This is a genomic window from Winogradskyella sp. (assembly GCF_013213975.1).
Lineage (GTDB): Bacteria > Bacteroidota > Bacteroidia > Flavobacteriales > Flavobacteriaceae > Winogradskyella.
Map to the genome: position 1 here is coordinate 1 of NZ_JABSST010000075.1, position 16,405 is coordinate 16,405.

Here is a 16,405-nt window from a genome sequence, read left to right on the forward strand (position 1 = left end):
TTACTAAGAACGTATTATTACCAAGATCATCAACCCTGTATGGCTGTAGCGTGCAGGGTTGTGTATTTCCATCCAGTCCTAACCCAGTTGCAAGACTATATCTATTGGCTTCTTCACAAGTAGACTCCACAATATCTCCAGTCGTCAGCTCGAGTGTAGAGCATGCCGATGGTGGTCGACTTGGATCTGCTGCATCCCATGCTAAAAGTATGGCCGAATTTAATCGCCATAACCAAACCCCATTATTTCCTTGACCAGCTACGTAGACTCCGTTTCCTGGAAATTGAAGTTGACTAAACTGCGGTAAATTGGTGTTTACAGTCAAATTTACACCAGCATCAAAAAGAAAATTGCAGTTAGGATTGTTATTGTCGTCACCACTACAAGAAACCAAGATTAATAGAGCAATTATAAGGATTTTTTTCATGTCAAATTTTTAGAGCAATTTACGATTATTTAAGCCATACCGTAAATATTTTATATATTTGTATAGTAATCTCGTTGACGCGAGATTTTTTATTTAGTCCCGAACATGTTTCGGGATCTTTTATGAATATCAAACAAGAGATTACAAAGATTAAACGAATGAATTATGAGTAAAGTATCTTATTATACAGCGGAAGGATTAAAAAAGTTAAGGGAAGAATTAAATCACTTAAAAGATATAGAACGTCCAAAGGCTTCACAAGCCATTGCCGAAGCGAGAGATAAAGGAGATCTAAGTGAAAATGCTGAATATGACGCGGCGAAAGAGGCACAAGGTATGTTAGAAATGAAGATTTCTAAAATGGAGGAAACTTTAGCAAATGCGAGAGTTATTGATGAATCTCAGTTAGACACGTCAAAGGTATTGGCATTATCCATAGTTAAAATTAAAAATCAAACTAATGGTATGGAGATGACCTATACTTTGGTTGCAGAAAGTGAGGCTGATTTGGCTTCTGGAAAAATATCTGTGAACTCACCAATTGGTAAAGGTCTTTTAGGAAAATCAGTTGGTGATGTTGCTGAAATACAAGTACCAAATGGTACTATGAAATTTGATATTCTTGAGATTTCAAGGTAAGCATAAACAAAAACACGTAAATTTGATCAAAAAGATTCCATAAATTGGAATCTTTTTATCTTTATAAGATAATCATTGATCCATGGCTTCAATATTCACAAAAATCATTAACGGCGAAATTCCTTCATATAAGGTAGCAGAAACAGAAGACTATTATGCGTTTTTAGATATTAACCCTAATTCTAAAGGTCATACGCTCTGCGTACCAAAGGTTGAAGTGAACAAGATTTTTGATCTTGATGAAAAAACCTACCTCGGATTAATGGCATTTTCGCGAAAGGTTGCTATTGCCATAGAAAAGGCCATTAGATGTGAGCGTGTTGGGATGTCCGTAATTGGATTAGAGGTACCTCACGTGCATGTGCATCTTATTCCGCTTCATACCATGGAAAATGCCAGATTTACACACAAGGAACAGTTGACTTCAGATGAGTTTGAAGCTATTGCTAAGCGCATTGCATCTCATCTTTAATTAAAAAGAGAGTACTCCAGTTGCAAAAAGAATAATTAGAGCAACAATAACGATATCCGAAATAATTATAAACCACGCTAGTGGTTTCAGTTTTATGAATTTAGCCTTTGGTTCTAACGCACGCATTTGGTAATTCACGACGCCTTCAATATCATCTGTCCATCTTATCGGAAAAATAGTGGTATTACAATTAAAACATTTTAACTCATGAATAATATCCTTAGTAATTGCTTTACAGAACAAATTCTCAGTTAGCTTTTGTTTAAACGTAATTTCTAGTCCATCATTAGAATAACATTCAGGGCAGTTATTACTTAGTCTAGCTTCTTTAAGTGTGAAAAATTTAGAAGTTGCCATAGCTAAATTTAAGACAATAATTTTAAACTGATTTGAATCGTTGTTCCTTTACCAATTTCAGATTGCAGTACTTTTATTCTGCCATTATGGTAATCTTCGATAATACGTTTGGCAAGGGAAAGACCTAAGCCCCAACCTCTTTTTTTAGTAGTATATCCAGGTTCAAAGATGGTATTGAATTGATTTTTTTGTAAGCCTTTACCAGTATCTGAAATATTTATAAAAACATTTTTTTCATTTTGACTTATAGCGAGGGTTAACTCACCTTTACCTTTCATAGCATCTATTGCATTTTTCACTAAATTTTCAATAGTCCAGCTATAGAGTTGAGAGTTTATATTCACAAAAATTTCATCTTTAGGAACATTGATTTGAAAGTTAACGAGTTTAGAAGATCGTGACTCTAAATATGCATACGATGATTTGGTTTCTACAACAATATCAATCTTTTCTAAGGTTGGTGCAGAACCTATTTTACTGAAACGATCTGTAATGGTCTGAAGCCTATCGATGTCTTTCTCAATCTCAGAAATGTATTCTTCTTTTACGTTTTCGTTTTTAAGTATCTCTGTCCAACCAACCAATGAGGATAGAGGTGTACCTATTTGGTGTGCGGTTTCTTTAGCCATACCTGTCCACAGTTTATTCTGTGCGGCATTTCTCGAACTTCGGTAAAAGAAAAATACAACCGCTGCAAACAGCAGAATTATAAGCAATAAGGCTAAAGGATAATATTTTAACTTGTTAAGTAAAGGGGAATTACCGTAATATAGATTGCCCTCTTCGTTATTTGGGAGCATAACGGCTATAGGTTCATTTTGCGAAATGAGTTTGTCAATATACCTTTTCATTTCCAAAGGATCTTGGAGAATCGTAGAGTCTATATTACGCTCACTTTTAACTATCCCATCTTTACCTAAAAGAACCATTGGTATTGTTACAGTAGTATCAATGACAATACGTTCGGCAATAGCATTTAATTCAACATTGTCTTCATTAAAATATTTGGTGTACTCAGGATATGCAAATGTCCAAGTTTCCATTTTTTTGCGCTCCTCTGCTTTGAATTTTTGGAAAAAAGAATAGGTGTTCCAAAGTATAAGGGAAATAATAATAAACGAGGATAATACTATAAGCCAGCGGACAACATTGCGGTTTAATCTGAGTTTCATTAGCTAGATCAATTTCTTTTAATATAATGTAAAACTGTTGATAATATTGTAGGCCTATAGCCTACAAACACTTTTATTGGCCAATCAATATAATTATATTTGTTCAAAATCACTGGCTATCATGATTTCAATAGATCCAAAAGACCTGTCAACCGGAAAATTACATGGCTATTTGCTAAGTGCTGTAGCACCTAGACCTATAGCTTTTGCTAGTACAATGGATCAAGACGGTAATTCAAATCTATCGCCATTTAGTTTTTTTAATGTATTTAGTGCAAACCCTCCGGTACTTATTTTTTCTCCTGCTAGGAGAGTGCGTGATAATACAACTAAGCATACACTGCAAAATGTTGAAGTGTTGAACGAAGTGGTTATTAATGTTGTGAATTACGATATTGTACATCAGATGTCTCTAAGCAGTACCGAATATCCTACAGGTATCAACGAGTTTGAAAAGGCAGGCTTAACCATGCTGCCTTCTGATAAGGTAAAACCATTTAGAGTGGCTGAATCACCAGTGCAATTTGAATGCAAGGTCAATGATATTATTAAATTAGGTACAGAAGGAGGAGCAGGAAATTTAGTAATTTGTGAAGTGGTAAAGTTTCATATTTCAGAAGATGTTTTGAATGCTGATAAAACTATTAATCAACAAGCGCTTGATCTAGTAGCAAGAGCAGGTGGCAATTATTACAGCAGAGCTAAACAAGGATTTTTTGAGATTCCAAAGCCATTACGTACTATGGGTATTGGAGTAGATGCCTTACCTGAAGATATCAAAAACAGCATGATACTTACTGGTAACGACCTTGGTATGTTAGCTAACGTAGATAGTTTACCTTCTAATCATGACGTAAACGCCTTTATCGAAGATATAAGTGAAAGATATCCAGAAATCAAAACAGCATCACATAGGGACAAGCAAAAATTGGCGCGTAATTATTTGAGCTACGGTGATGTAGAAAGTGCATGGAAGTTGTTACTTTCGTAAATTGAAAATTCAATATAAATTATAATAGATTAAGCAAAAAAATGGAAGTACAAGGACGTATTAAGGTGATTGGAGAAACACAAACCTTCGGAAGTAATGGATTTAGAAAAAGAGAGGTTGTGATTACTACAGAGGAGCAATATCCACAGCACCTTATGATTGAGTTTATCCAAGATAAAACTGATTTGTTAAACAACTATCAGGTTGGTCAACAAGTGAAAGTGAGTATTAACTTGAGAGGTCGTGAGTGGGTTAATCCTCAAGGAGAAACAAAATATTTTAACTCAATTCAAGGCTGGAGAATTGAAGCTTTACAACAAGAAGCGGCTCCAAGGGATATGCCACCTGTACCACCAACTGAAGCATTTGAGCCAGTTAGTGACTTAAACGAAGATGATCATGATGATTTACCATTTTAGAGGGGTATTAAAACAGACTAGTAAACAAAAACGACTTATTTAAATTAATAAGTCGTTTTTGTTTACTAAAAAAGTCCTGATGGTTAGTCAGGACTTAGTATTGTGGTTTTAGGTTTCGACCTTTACATATAAATTAAAAAAAAGCAATGATGAACAAAAATTTATTACATAAAGGTCGTTGTAAATATCTGCAAAATTCTTATCCTAACAAAAAATAAAGCCTAATTTAACAGTAAAATTCGTTAAAAAGCCCAGATAGTGCACTTTCTCTCACAAAAAATAGATTTCCCTAAAGTTACAGAAGCTTCATCTGAAGGATTACTAGCAGTTGGTGGAGATCTGTCTCCTGAACGATTAATTCATGCTTATGCCAATGGTATTTTTCCATGGTTTGAAAATGAAGAACCGATACTTTGGTGGGCGCCAGATCCAAGGTTTGTACTTTTTCCTGAAGAATTGAAGGTGTCTAAAAGCATGAGGCAAGTTTTGAAAAAGAAACAATTTAAGGTAACGGTAGATAAAGATTTTTCTTCGGTTATAGAACATTGTGCAAGTGCAAAAAGAGATGGCCAATTAGGGACATGGATTACTGATGATATGATAGCTGCCTACATAAAATTACATAAAATGGGATATGCAAAATCTGTAGAAGTTTGGCAAAATGGTAATTTAGTTGCTGGTCTTTATGGGGTGGATTTAGGTAATAAGTTATTTTGTGGTGAAAGTATGTTTACGAAAGTCAGTAATGGCAGTAAAGTTGGCTTAATTACCTTTATTCAAAATTCTGATTATAAACTAATCGACTGTCAGTTACATACCAATCATTTAGAAAGTCTTGGGGCTAGGTATATTTCAAGACCACAGTTTCACCAGTTTCTTTAGACTTGGTTATATCGAAAACACGAAACTTCATGATCATTAACCATGCCTGTGGCCTGCATAAAAGCATAAATTACTGTTGTACCAACAAATTTAAACCCACGTTTTTTTAAATCTTTACTAATGGTATCACTTAAGGATGTATTTACAGGCGCCTTTTTATAATCTTTACATTTATTTTTAATTGGAACATCATTAACAAATTTCCAAATATAAGTTGAGAATGACTCAAATTCTTCTTGGATCTTCATAAAGGCTCGTGCATTGGTTATTGAGGCATTTATTTTTAGTTTATTTCGGATAATACCAGCATTACTGAGTAATTCCTCAATTTTGTCCTGATTGTATGTCGCAATTTTTTTAGAATCAAAATTGTCGAAAGCATTTCTGAAATTTTCACGTTTGCGCAAAACTGTAATCCAACTTAAACCAGCCTGAAAGGTTTCTAAAATTAGAAATTCAAACAAGGTGTCATCGTCTTTTACAGGTACTCCCCATTCTTCATCATGATATGCTTCATAAAGCGGATCTCCTACACACCAACCACATCTATGTCTATCCATTTGTCTTAATTTTTTTCCGATTTACATATTCCCAAACTCTTATAAGTACATATAAAATGACGAGCCAATGTTTAGTGTCAAAAAGGGTTATTGTATCTGTAAGTTGATAATTCTCGAACCAATTAAAGTATTTTCCTAACACTAAGATCAAGAGTATAATAATAATGACTCCTTTTACTATTTCTAATAATTTCAAAACTGTAAGTTTTTAAATATTGTACTACTAAAGTAACATATGTCACATAATTTAATATAAATCTAACTTAATTTTGTGCTATGGAAGTAATAGATAAAACAATGATTTCAAATATAATTTCTGACAGTCTAGTGCAAGCTATTTCATATAATGATTACAGAACTTTAGTGTCTCAATTGGTAGAAGAACAATCTACTACAGGAAGTGAAAAAACAGAGGCCCTAATTAATTATACGATGCTTAATGATAGACGTATGAAGCGATGGGATAAAACTGTAAAATTATCAGATGAGGCTAAAGCGAAGATTCAAAATTTTAATCATAAAGTAACTTGGTTGGTACTTACTGAAAGCTGGTGTGGTGATGCAGCACATATTATGCCTGTAATTAATAAAGTAGCAGAACTCAATGATAACATTGATTACAAAGTGGTTATGCGAGATGAAAATGATGCGTTAATGAATAAATTCTTAACAAATGGAGGCAGAGCCATACCAAAATTAATAGCTATAAATAATGAGACTAATGCGGTTATTGGCACCTTTGGTCCTCGACCTAATGTTGCTACAGAAATCGTCAAAGCCTATAAAGAAGAACATGGTAAATTAACTCCAGAGTTTAAAGAAGATCTTCAGCGTTGGTATAATAAAGATAAAGGACAATCTACAATTGCAGATTTATTACATCTGTTGGGTTAGCTTTTTCCTTTAAAAAGAAAGGTAATTGTGCCGATTTGAGATTTTTTTGAAGATGTATCAAAACGGACATCTTTAGCATACTCTAATGCGCGATTCACTAAGCAAGAATTGTCAGAGTTTGAAGAACTATTGATGTAAGCGTTCGTGACTCTTCCATTTCTGTTAACGGTTATGCTAACAACGATTTCACCTCCAAACTCGCATAAATACCTTGGGATATCGTAAGCTTGCATAACTCTGCCAGGTAGCGAATAGGTTAGCGTACTTCTTGATTTGGCGTGCTCGTCTGCAGTTTTTTTATTCTCTAAACGCTTATTAAGTTTTTTTTGTAACTCTTTATAGGATTGTGTTTCTCCGGAATTGAGCGCGTATGCATTACTATTAGAAATGGATTGGTCTATAGTCGTTTCTTCTTCAATATCGTTAGTTTTTACCTCTTTCAAAGCCTTAGTGGTACGCTCAAAATCATTGGCACTTACAGTTTTAAAATTGCGCATCATTTCTTTGTATTCCTGATCTTCGCTAAGTGCTTTGTTCGTGGATTTCCCGTCTAAAGCCTCGCGTAGTTTTTGTTCTTCTTCAGTGAGTTCTGGTTCAGGTTCTAATTCATAGTAACTTTCAGAAATGAGATCTCCTTGTTGTTTGAGTTGGATACTAAACATGGCCATAACTACAGTTCCTGTTAGTAGAAATGTAATGATACCTGCTTTATAGTGTTCAATAAACTTCAATCTATCTTAGTTTAAGCCTCTGTTCGATATACGAATATACGCATGAAAAAGTTTAGGGAAGTCCTATAAAGACTGGTCGAATCAAATTTGAGCAGGTAATTCTGAAATAAATTTTTCAGGACTTAAAGCATTTTCAACTTTAAAATCTCCAATTCTGGTGCGTCGTAATTCAGATAAATGAGCGCCAGAATTTAAGGCTTTTCCAAAGTCATGTGCTAAGGACCTAATGTAAGTTCCTTTGCTACAAACCACTCGGAATTTTATTTCTAAGTCGTTTATGTCTGTTATTTCAAATTCGGAAATCTGTATTTGTCTGGATTTTATTTCAACCACTTCGCCTGCTCTTGCAAATTCATAAAGCCGCTTACCATCTTTTTTAATGGCAGAAAATACAGGAGGCAATTGCTCAATAGTTCCAATGAACTGATTGGTAGTCTCATGAATTAATTGTTCAGTTATGTGTGTGGTAGAAAATCGTTGATTAATTTCCGTTTCAAGATCGTAGGAGGGCGTTGTACTTCCAATGGTTATCGTCCCAGTATATTCTTTTTCTTGGCCTTGGAAGGTGTTGATCTGTTTGGTCATTTTACCTGTGCAAATAACTAACAAACCAGTGGCAAGAGGATCTAAAGTCCCAGCATGACCTACTTTTATTTTCTTAATTTTAAATGATTGCTTAATTGCCCATCGCAATTTATTGACTGCCTGAAAAGACGTCCAATGTAATGGCTTATCAATAAGTAAAACCTGTCCTTTTTGAAAATCTTCTAGAGTCTTCATTGGCTTAATGACCAAATTATAGCAATAGCTCCAACGATAATGCAATAAATAGCAAAGTATGTGAGCTTGCTTTGTTTTACTAGTTTTATCATCCAAGTACATGCAAGAAGTCCGGAGATAAAGGCTGCAACAAAACCAATACTTAAAGCTGTAAAATTTGAAGCATCATAGGATAGCTCACCGCCCAAAATATCCTTCGCAATTTTACCGAAAATTAAAGGTACCACCATAAGAAAAGAAAAACGCGCCGCTTTAGTTTTATCATTACCTAAAAGAACTGAAGTAGAAATTGTTGCCCCAGATCGCGAAATTCCTGGTAGCATTGCTATAGCTTGAGAAATACCAATAACAAAGGCATTACTAAATGATACTTTCTTGTGAGTATTTTTTGCTTTATCTGCAAAATAAAGAAGGATCGCAGTAACGATAAGCATAATACCAACCAATAAAATATTACCGCCAAAAAGAGCTTCTAATTGCGCTTCAAAGCATAAACCTACAATAATAGCAGGAACCATAGAAATTGCAATTTTGCTGACAAATTGAAGGTCTTCATTCCATTGAAGTTTTAAGATACCTTTAAGGATTATTAAAATGTCTTTTCTAAACACGACTATGGTACTTAATGCCGTTGCAAAGTGTAAAACCACAGTAAAAAGTAAACTCTCTTTAGGTAAAGAGTTATCACCTAAAATAGCCTTTCCTAATTCTAAGTGACCGCTAGATGAAACTGGTAGAAACTCAGTAAGACCTTGAATAACGCCTAAAATAATACTGTCGATAATGTCCATAGACTTAAAATAATGAATCGCAAAAGTATTAATAATTTGTGTTCAGGACTTTATTAGAGAAGATAAAAATACTATTAGTCAAAGGCTTCAGAAATCATGATTGATAAAATTATCATCCATGTGAGTCCATTGAGTTATATCAGATTCATATTTATCTTTAAAAGGTCTTAACTTTTTTCTGTTTACAATTAATAATATGACTATAATAATGATGATAACTACAGGAAAAATAATATTAATCGTATGCATAATAATCTTTATTAGATTGGTCTCAACTTACAAAAAATTTATTCGTTATTTTTAAATTGTATTAAAATCAACAAATGCAGCATCTAACAGCTAAAGCCAAAGCAGTACTTAATTCCAATTTTAATGAACAGCAAGGATTTACCATACCGTGTGAAGGACTTTATCCGTTTCAATGGCATTGGGATTCTGGATTTATTTCTATAGGTTTTGCGCATTATGATATGGAGAAGGCCAAGCGCGAAATTAAAGCCTTATTAAGTGGTCAATGGGAGAATGGATTTATTCCTCACATCATTTTTCATAATGATAGTGATACCTATTTTCCAGGACCAGACTATCATCAATCCTATTTGCATCCCGCGGCTCCAAAGCATATTAAAACTACAGGAATAACACAGCCTCCAGTGTTAGGTTTTGTATTATTAGAGCTTTATAGTATCGCAGAGGATAAGGATCATATATTAGTATTCATTCAAGAAGTTATTGATAAGGTTTATAAGAATCATGAGCATTTTTATACCTATAGAGATCCAAATCATGAAGGTCTCGTTTACATCTATCATAATTGGGAATCAGGTACAGATAATTCTCCAATTTGGGATGATATATGGGCCACAATAGACCCTCCAAAGTATAAATATGAGCGCAAGGATACCACTCATGTAGATGCTGCTCAGCGGCCAACAAATAGAGAGTATGATAACTATATTCATCTCCTCGAAATTGCTAAAAAATACAATTATGCCGAGGAAAAGGTAACTCAACATTCTCCATTTTTAGTTCAGGACCCTTTGTTCAATGCCATTTTAATTAAGTCTAATGAATCGCTGATTGAACTTTATGAAAAGTTAGGTGACGCAGAAGCTAAAATCGAGATGTTGAAGTCATGGCAAAAGAAGGCAAAGCAAAATTTTAATGATAAATTATTTAATTCGGATCTCAACGCCTATGTCCATTACGATTTAAGAAACGATAGGCAACTTCCATATATAACATCTTCTTCATTTGGTGCTTTATTTGCTGGGGTCGCTACTGAGGAAAATTCAAAAAAACTAATAAATACTTTGATGCAAAATTTTGTTGGTGCTTCCTTGTATTTATGTGCATCATTTGATCCAGAAAGTGATCAGTTCAATCCTAAAAAATATTGGAGAGGACCGGTTTGGATCAATCTTAATTGGATGATATATAAAGGCTTAAAACGATATGGATATTCAGAGATTGCACAACGCATTAAGTCTGAAACTGTTGGTTTTATTGAGCGCTACGGCTTTTACGAATATTTTGATCCTAGAAAAAATATTGAAAATGCAGCTTATGGAGGTAATAATTTTTCTTGGAGTGCAGCATTACTAATCGATCTTTTAAATGAAAAATAACATATGAATTGGCTAGACTACGCTATTATTGGCTTTTACCTTATTGGCTTTATGGCAATGGGTTACTTTTTTAAAGAAAATAAGAATTCTGAAGATTACTTTTTAGGTGGTAAAAGCTTGGGCTGGTTTCCGTTGAGTTTGTCAACAATGGCAACCCAGTTGTCGGCGATTAGCTTTATTTCCGCACCAGCTTTTGTTGGCTTGAAGGCTAATGGTGGTATGAAATGGCTAACCTTCGAATTTGCTGTACCATTAGCTATGATAGGTATTATGTTTTTTATTATTCCTCCACTCTATAAATCGGGCATAGTTAGTATCTATGAATATCTAGAAAGACGTTTTTCGACTTCCACAAGAAAAATTATTAGTGTTGTATTTCAAATTAGTAGAGCTTTAGGAACCGGTGTTATGGTTTTTACTATGGCTCTAATTATTCAGGCTGTAGTTGGGATTAGTTTTCATTGGACTTTACTTATTATAAGTATTGTAACGCTAGTATATTCCTATCAAGGTGGTATGAAAGCTGTGGTTTGGGGTGATGCCATTCAAATGGTCATTTTATTTTCTGGCTTAATTATTTGTCTAATCATAGGCTATAATTTAATGAGGGAAACAGGAACCTTTACAGGTTTTGAACAAGAACGCCTTCAGGTTATTGACTTTTCTAATCTTGGTTTATTCAGTGGTGAAGACTACGGATTTTGGCCTATGCTCATAGGTGGTCTTTTTCTTTATTTATCCTATTATGGAACAGATCAAACACAAGCGCAAAGATTATTATCTGCCAAGAATGAAGGTACCATCAAAAAACTTCTTTTGGCAAACGGATTATTACGCTTCCCAGTGGTGTTAGTTTATTGTATCATGGGTTTAATCATTGGGTATTTGGTAAGTAATATTCCTGAGTTCTACGAGAGTATTAAGGAAACCACTAAAATTCATTATCCTAGTGAATATGAAGCTTCAGGTATAAAACCTGATTTAATGATTCCAGTATTTATTACAAATTATCTTCCAAACGGACTTATAGGAATCTTAATGGTAGGTATAATGTCCGCAGCCATGTCATCTCTCAGTTCAACAATTAACTCATTAAGTGCAGTGACCATTGAAGATTTTTTTAATTCTGGAGAAAAGAAATTGTCTACGAAACAGTATATGTTTTTATCAAAGGCCTTAGTTGTTTTTTGGGGAACAGTATGTATCCTTGCAGCGTATCTTTTCGGCAATAGCCAAAGTACAGTAATAGAATTGATTAATGCTATTTCATCTCTGTTTTTTGGGCCTATTCTCGCTGCTTTTGTAATTGCAATCTTCTTTAAAAAGGTGAATCATTTAGGAATGAATGCAGCTATAATTACATCAGTGGCTCTAAATTTAATTTTTAAATATCTCCCAGAGTTAACCTATTTTCTATCGCAAGGACAATTCTATTCTGGTGAGTTATCAATACACGAAGCCTTGTCAAATGTTAGTATCGAAAATGTACCAGATTTATTTTGGATTTGGTATAACTTTACAGGCTTTATTATTGCGGTGTTAGTAGCTGTTTTTGTAAGTAAGCTTACTAAGAAAACACTACCAAAGCAATTGGAACTCAACTATTCGATTAAAATAAAAGATCTATTGCAAAAGGAAAGTATCATACTTATTGCCTTTTTCATTTTCATTTTAGTACTGAGTTATTTGTTGCCAAATATTTTGGGTTAGTGAAAATTGTTTTAGCACCAGATAAGTATAAAGGGTCAATTACAGGTATTGAATTCTGTAATATTGTCGAGCCTATAATTACATCTGAAACTAATGCTGAGGTCATCCGATTACCCTTAGCTGATGGTGGTGATGGCACTATCGAAGTTGTCGACTTTTATTTGTCTGGCGAAATGGTAAGGGTTAAAGTAAATGACCCTCTTTTTAGAATTATTGAAGCGTCCTATTTATTTTCTGAAGCGTCTAAAGTGGCATTTATTGAAATGGCAGAGGCGTCTGGAATGAAACTGCTGAAAGAAGAAGAACGTAATTGCATGCACACGTCGACCTATGGCACAGGCGAACTTATAAATGATGCTATTAAAAGAGGTGCAGAACATATTATTTTAGGCATTGGTGGAAGCGCTACCAACGACTGTGGGATTGGAATGGCAAGTGCTTTGGGTTATAAATTATTAGATGATAATAATAATGAAATTAAGCCTGTAGGTCGTAACCTTATCGAGGTGAAAACCATTGATGCAACCAAAGTCAATTCCAAAATCAAAACGACAAAAATCGAAATTGCTTGTGATGTGAAGAATCCACTTTATGGACCTCAAGGCGCAGCTTATATTTATGGAAAACAAAAAGGTGCAAGTCCAGTGGAGATAGAACTTTTAGACCAAGGGCTTCAAAATATATCTAAGGTGATCGATCAACATTTTAATCTTGATACACAGAATATTGTTGGTGCTGGTGCTGCTGGTGGTATGGGTGCTGGTACAGTAGCATTTTTAAATGGGATATTAAATTCAGGAATTGATTTAATAATGCAAATTGCAGATTTTGAAAATAAAATCAAGGATGCGAGCTGGATCGTTACTGGCGAAGGTCGATTAGATGATCAAACACTGTCTGGCAAGGCTTTAAGTGGTATTATAAATCTCGCAAAGCAAAATAAAATTAAAGTGGCTGCACTTTGCGGAGGTACAGATTTGTTACCCAATGAAATTGCAAGGATGGGTATTGCTTATTGTAAGACTATTATGGATAAAGCCAATAGTTTTGAGGATGCTTTAGAGAATACACCGCAATATTTGGAAGGGCTAGCTAGAGAATTTATTTCTTCTTTTTAGAGTCCTTATCTGGATTTAACAAGATCGCGTAGACTTGGATTCCAAAGCCAATTAAAACCAGTGTTGGTGCTAATCTAATCCGTCTCCAACTAAAAATTGATGGGTCAAAAACATTAGGGTCGTCACTGCCACCACCAGACATTAGAATAAACCCAATAACGATAAATGCCAAACCTATGAGCATGAATTTGTAATTCTTTTTCCCAAAAATAAATTCTGCTTTCGATTGCTCTTTACGCTTCTTTTCTCCCATCAGTTTTTAAATTCTGTATAAATAATTTCGTCTCCTAAAGCCATTTGAGAGATATGCTCTGAAGTTACTCCGCCTAAAACTTTAGCTAAATGCAAAGTAACAGTTTTATTTAAAACTTTTCTCTTAAGAGAATCTAAATTTAGCCCTTGCTCTAATCCTCGATTAATATAATAGAAGTCATTACGATCATCATAAAATACAATATCCTTAACTCCGCCTTCTTTTATTTTACTGATTCTGACGCTCATCACAACACATTCATCAGGACTAGGATTCTGAATTATACAAGATCTTAGTGCTAAAAAAACAAAGAATATAAAAATGACGATAAGTCCAGTGGCTAAGGCAGGTCCTTTTTTCACGGTTGGTGGTTTTTATGCATTAACGCTTAACAACACGAATTTATTTTGCCTCTAGTAGTAAAGTTGATCTGTCTTTAGATTCAAGAAACGCTGTGTCGCAATAAAAGTACTTATCCAAGTAATAACTATACCAAGCAGAAAAACACCTAAGAACAAGCTAATAATCATGATAGTATTTCTTAATAATTCAAGTTCTGGGAAGCTTAAGTCTAAGTAATAAAGTACGATAGCCATACCAATAAGTGCCACTGCAGCACCAATAATTCCAAGTTGGACACTCTTCCAAATAAATGGTGTTCTAATAAAGCTTTTCGTGGCACCAACCATTTGCATAGTTTTAATAATAAAGCGCTTTGAATAAACTGCCAAGCGAATAGAACTATTGATGAGTAAGACAGCTATAAGGGTAAATAATCCGCTAATGACTAATACCCAAAACGATATTTTTTTCACATTATCATTCATGAGCTCAACAAGATCATTGTCATACCGTATCTCTTCGATAAAGGCCTTGTTAGAAAGGCTTTCAGTAATTTCAGTAAGTTGTTCTGTTGTTACAAAATCCGCTTTCAAGTAAACATCGATTGAATGATTTAGAGGATTATAACCCATGAAATCCATGAAGTCTTCACCGAGTTCAACTTTCATATACTCAGAAGCCTCTTCCTTAGATACATAGTTAGCTTTTTTAGTATATTCTGCCATAGCTAGGCTTTTCTTAAGTTGATTAACTTCTACTTCCTTAGCAGAATCGTTAAGATAAATGGTCATGACCACCTGTTCCTTAAAATGATCTGCTACTTTCTTGGAGTTAATAACCAGTAACCCAAGGCATCCTAAAAGGAAAAGCACCAATGCTATACTAATAACAACTGAGATATAGGACGAAATTAACTTTCGCTTTTGATATTTATCAAAGGATGATGCCATAAAAATTGGATTAATGCTGTAAAAATAAAAAACAATTTACTTCTTGAGACTATTACAACGTTTAGTTTTCAAATGTGTTGTAATACCACTAAATTTGCACCTTATTTCAAGGAAAACGCGGAGATGAGATACAATTTCAACGACATAGAAAAGAAGTGGCAAGACTACTGGGCAAAAAATGAAACCTTCAAGGCTTCAAATAATAGTGACAAACCAAAATATTATGTTTTGGATATGTTTCCTTATCCTAGTGGAGCAGGTCTTCATGTAGGTCATCCTTTAGGCTATATTGCTAGCGATATTTACGCGCGTTACAAACGTCATAAAGGGTTTAATGTATTGCATCCTCAAGGCTATGATAGTTTTGGATTGCCTGCAGAACAGTATGCGATTCAAACAGGCCAACATCCTGCAGTAACAACTGAAGCTAATATTAAAACTTATCGTCGTCAGTTAGGTCAGATTGGGTTTTCTTTCGACTGGAGTAGAGAAGTCCGTACATCAAATCCAGAATATTACAAGTGGACCCAATGGATTTTCATTCAGTTGTTTGAATCTTGGTATAATAACGATTCCAATAAAGCTGAAGCAATTGAAGACCTTGTAAAACTTTTTGAACAAGACGGTAATGCAACAATTAATGCGGCTTGTGATGACGATGTTGCAACATTTACTGCTGAACAATGGCAGGAGTTTTCTAGAATTGAGAAACAAGAAATTCTATTAAAATACAGATTAACCTATTTAGCTGAAACGGAGGTGAACTGGTGTCCTGCGTTAGGAACAGTTTTAGCTAATGACGAAATAGTAAATGGTGTTTCAGAACGTGGCGGTCATCCTGTAATTCGTAAAAAAATGACACAATGGAGTATGCGTATTTCAGCTTATGCAGAGCGACTACTTCAAGGGTTAGATACGATTGACTGGACAGACGCCTTAAAAGACATTCAGAAGAATTGGATTGGTAAATCGGTTGGTGCTTCTGTGTCATTTGATGTTCATGGACATGACGCAAATATTGAAGTCTTTACAACGCGGCCAGACACTATTTTTGGTGTGTCTTTTATGACCTTAGCACCAGAGCATGAATTAGTGTCTAAAATTACAACTGATGCTCAAAAAGAAGGCGTAGAAGCCTATGTTGAAGCGACAGCCAAACGTTCTGAGCGCGATCGTATGGCAGATGTAAAGACCATTTCTGGTGTGTTTACAGGTGCTTATGCTGAGCAGCCATTTACTAAAGCTCCAATTCCGCTCTGGAGCGGTGATTATGTATTGGCAAGCTATGG

20 protein-coding genes are annotated in these 16,405 nt (G+C 34.6%); 10 read left to right on the plus strand and 10 right to left on the minus strand.

The genetic code is table 11. The annotated features are described in order from the left end of the window. Positions 1 to 427 (minus strand): hypothetical protein (locus tag HRU49_RS11605; protein WP_296357319.1); only part of this gene is annotated, 427 nt, incomplete at its 3' end. 165 nt (positions 428 to 592) lie between these two features. Here HRU49_RS11605 and greA point away from each other — a divergent pair. Beyond that, a complete protein-coding gene (gene greA / locus HRU49_RS11610) occupies positions 593 to 1,066 on the plus strand; it encodes a transcription elongation factor GreA (RefSeq protein ID WP_296357321.1) in 474 nt (157 codons plus the stop codon). Between the two features lie 82 nt (positions 1,067 to 1,148). Then, positions 1,149 to 1,538 (plus strand): HIT family protein, encoded by a 390-nt coding sequence (locus HRU49_RS11615; protein ID WP_296357324.1) that lies wholly within the window; start codon positions 1,149 to 1,151, stop codon positions 1,536 to 1,538. Here the strand turns inward: HRU49_RS11615 and HRU49_RS11620 are convergent, their stop codons facing one another. Then, positions 1,539 to 1,895 (minus strand): hypothetical protein, encoded by a 357-nt coding sequence (locus HRU49_RS11620; protein ID WP_296357326.1) that lies wholly within the window; start codon positions 1,893 to 1,895, stop codon positions 1,539 to 1,541. It lies immediately after the preceding gene. An 8-nt stretch (positions 1,896 to 1,903) separates the two neighbouring features. After that, positions 1,904 to 3,067 carry a HAMP domain-containing sensor histidine kinase gene (locus HRU49_RS11625; RefSeq protein WP_296357328.1) on the minus strand — a complete coding sequence of 388 codons (1,164 nt, stop codon included), beginning with the start codon at positions 3,065 to 3,067 and terminating at the stop codon, positions 1,904 to 1,906. A 121-nt stretch (positions 3,068 to 3,188) separates the two neighbouring features. Between HRU49_RS11625 and HRU49_RS11630 the strand changes: the two genes are divergently transcribed. The 3 genes from HRU49_RS11630 to aat all read left to right on the plus strand — a co-directional run bounded on the left by HRU49_RS11630 (position 3,189) and on the right by aat (position 5,359). After that, positions 3,189 to 4,058: a flavin reductase family protein gene (locus HRU49_RS11630; protein ID WP_296357331.1), complete on the plus strand. Its 870-nt coding sequence runs from the start codon at positions 3,189 to 3,191 to the stop codon at positions 4,056 to 4,058. A gap of 41 nt (positions 4,059 to 4,099) precedes the next feature. Next, entirely contained in the window at positions 4,100 to 4,477 is a 378-nt protein-coding gene (locus HRU49_RS11635) for a DUF3127 domain-containing protein (protein WP_296357333.1), read from the plus strand. Positions 4,478 to 4,735: 258 nt separating this feature from the next. Beyond that, positions 4,736 to 5,359, plus strand: coding sequence for a leucyl/phenylalanyl-tRNA--protein transferase (gene aat / locus HRU49_RS11640; protein WP_296357335.1), 624 nt, complete (start codon positions 4,736 to 4,738; stop codon positions 5,357 to 5,359). Here the strand turns inward: aat and HRU49_RS11645 are convergent. Then, entirely contained in the window at positions 5,356 to 5,919 is a 564-nt protein-coding gene (locus tag HRU49_RS11645) for a DNA-3-methyladenine glycosylase I (RefSeq protein ID WP_296357337.1), read from the minus strand. The two genes, aat and HRU49_RS11645, sit on opposite strands and share 4 nt — an antisense overlap. 276 nt (positions 5,920 to 6,195) lie before the next feature. On the opposite strand from HRU49_RS11645, the gene HRU49_RS11650 reads away from it, so the two are divergent. Continuing rightward, positions 6,196 to 6,813: a thioredoxin family protein gene (locus HRU49_RS11650; RefSeq protein ID WP_296357340.1), complete on the plus strand. Its 618-nt coding sequence runs from the start codon at positions 6,196 to 6,198 to the stop codon at positions 6,811 to 6,813. Here the strand turns inward: HRU49_RS11650 and HRU49_RS11655 are convergent. The 3 genes from HRU49_RS11655 to HRU49_RS11665 all read right to left on the minus strand — a co-directional run bounded on the left by HRU49_RS11655 (position 6,810) and on the right by HRU49_RS11665 (position 9,115). Next, positions 6,810 to 7,544, minus strand: a complete 735-nt coding sequence (locus tag HRU49_RS11655; RefSeq protein ID WP_296357342.1) for a TonB family protein — start codon at positions 7,542 to 7,544, stop codon at positions 6,810 to 6,812. The genes HRU49_RS11650 and HRU49_RS11655 overlap by 4 nt on opposite strands. An 81-nt stretch (positions 7,545 to 7,625) precedes the next feature. After that, the gene (truB, locus tag HRU49_RS11660; protein ID WP_296357344.1) at positions 7,626 to 8,324 is read right to left on the minus strand and encodes a tRNA pseudouridine(55) synthase TruB; all 699 of its coding nucleotides are present in this window, start codon (positions 8,322 to 8,324) and stop codon (positions 7,626 to 7,628) included. Beyond that, positions 8,321 to 9,115 (minus strand): undecaprenyl-diphosphate phosphatase, encoded by a 795-nt coding sequence (locus HRU49_RS11665; protein ID WP_296357346.1) that lies wholly within the window; start codon positions 9,113 to 9,115, stop codon positions 8,321 to 8,323. The genes truB and HRU49_RS11665 overlap by 4 nt, the downstream gene beginning before the upstream one ends. Positions 9,116 to 9,438: 323 nt before the next feature. On the opposite strand from HRU49_RS11665, the gene HRU49_RS11670 reads away from it, so the two are divergent. The 3 genes from HRU49_RS11670 to HRU49_RS11680 are packed head-to-tail and all read left to right on the plus strand — an operon-like array spanning position 9,439 to position 13,571. Next, positions 9,439 to 10,743: a trehalase family glycosidase gene (locus tag HRU49_RS11670; RefSeq protein ID WP_296357348.1), complete on the plus strand. Its 1,305-nt coding sequence runs from the start codon at positions 9,439 to 9,441 to the stop codon at positions 10,741 to 10,743. 3 nt (positions 10,744 to 10,746) lie between these two features. After that, a complete protein-coding gene (locus tag HRU49_RS11675) occupies positions 10,747 to 12,453 on the plus strand; it encodes a sodium/solute symporter (protein WP_296357351.1) in 1,707 nt (568 codons plus the stop codon). Beyond that, complete coding sequence (locus tag HRU49_RS11680) at positions 12,453 to 13,571, plus strand: glycerate kinase (RefSeq protein ID WP_296357353.1); 1,119 nt, start codon at positions 12,453 to 12,455, stop codon at positions 13,569 to 13,571. Before HRU49_RS11675 ends, HRU49_RS11680 begins: the two co-directional genes overlap by 1 nt. Here HRU49_RS11680 and HRU49_RS11685 read toward each other — a convergent pair. Genes HRU49_RS11685 through HRU49_RS11695 form a run of 3 tightly spaced genes read right to left on the minus strand, consistent with a single transcriptional unit; the run spans position 13,555 to position 15,116 of the window. Next, positions 13,555 to 13,824, minus strand: coding sequence for a DUF3098 domain-containing protein (locus HRU49_RS11685; protein ID WP_296357355.1), 270 nt, complete (start codon positions 13,822 to 13,824; stop codon positions 13,555 to 13,557). The genes HRU49_RS11680 and HRU49_RS11685 overlap by 17 nt on opposite strands. Further along, on the minus strand, positions 13,824 to 14,186 hold the full coding sequence (locus HRU49_RS11690) for a hypothetical protein (protein WP_296357357.1): 363 nt from the start codon (positions 14,184 to 14,186) through the stop codon (positions 13,824 to 13,826). Before HRU49_RS11690 ends, HRU49_RS11685 begins: the two co-directional genes overlap by 1 nt. 51 nt (positions 14,187 to 14,237) lie before the next feature. Further along, positions 14,238 to 15,116 carry a permease-like cell division protein FtsX gene (locus HRU49_RS11695; protein WP_296357358.1) on the minus strand — a complete coding sequence of 293 codons (879 nt, stop codon included), beginning with the start codon at positions 15,114 to 15,116 and terminating at the stop codon, positions 14,238 to 14,240. Positions 15,117 to 15,239: 123 nt separating this feature from the next. Here HRU49_RS11695 and HRU49_RS11700 point away from each other — a divergent pair. Continuing rightward, on the plus strand, positions 15,240 to 16,405 hold a 1,166-nt coding region (locus tag HRU49_RS11700; RefSeq protein WP_296357360.1), incomplete at its 3' end, for a class I tRNA ligase family protein.

Excerpts from the sequence above, each read along its gene's own strand:
- HRU49_RS11645 (WP_296357337.1), bottom strand. The coding sequence starts at position 5,919 with ATGGATAGACATAGATGTGGTTGGTGTGTAGGAGATCCGCTTTATGAA.
- greA (WP_296357321.1), top strand. The coding sequence starts at position 593 with ATGAGTAAAGTATCTTATTATACAGCGGAAGGATTAAAAAAGTTAAGG.
- HRU49_RS11665 (WP_296357346.1), bottom strand. The coding sequence starts at position 9,115 with ATGGACATTATCGACAGTATTATTTTAGGCGTTATTCAAGGTCTTACT.
- HRU49_RS11625 (WP_296357328.1), bottom strand. The coding sequence starts at position 3,067 with ATGAAACTCAGATTAAACCGCAATGTTGTCCGCTGGCTTATAGTATTA.
- HRU49_RS11620 (WP_296357326.1), bottom strand. The coding sequence starts at position 1,895 with ATGGCAACTTCTAAATTTTTCACACTTAAAGAAGCTAGACTAAGTAAT.
- HRU49_RS11685 (WP_296357355.1), bottom strand. The coding sequence starts at position 13,824 with ATGGGAGAAAAGAAGCGTAAAGAGCAATCGAAAGCAGAATTTATTTTT.
- HRU49_RS11635 (WP_296357333.1), top strand. The coding sequence starts at position 4,100 with ATGGAAGTACAAGGACGTATTAAGGTGATTGGAGAAACACAAACCTTC.
- HRU49_RS11630 (WP_296357331.1), top strand. The coding sequence starts at position 3,189 with ATGATTTCAATAGATCCAAAAGACCTGTCAACCGGAAAATTACATGGC.
- HRU49_RS11695 (WP_296357358.1), bottom strand. The coding sequence starts at position 15,116 with ATGGCATCATCCTTTGATAAATATCAAAAGCGAAAGTTAATTTCGTCC.
- HRU49_RS11670 (WP_296357348.1), top strand. The coding sequence starts at position 9,439 with ATGCAGCATCTAACAGCTAAAGCCAAAGCAGTACTTAATTCCAATTTT.
- HRU49_RS11675 (WP_296357351.1), top strand. The coding sequence starts at position 10,747 with ATGAATTGGCTAGACTACGCTATTATTGGCTTTTACCTTATTGGCTTT.
- HRU49_RS11650 (WP_296357340.1), top strand. The coding sequence starts at position 6,196 with ATGGAAGTAATAGATAAAACAATGATTTCAAATATAATTTCTGACAGT.
- HRU49_RS11615 (WP_296357324.1), top strand. The coding sequence starts at position 1,149 with ATGGCTTCAATATTCACAAAAATCATTAACGGCGAAATTCCTTCATAT.
- truB (WP_296357344.1), bottom strand. The coding sequence starts at position 8,324 with ATGAAGACTCTAGAAGATTTTCAAAAAGGACAGGTTTTACTTATTGAT.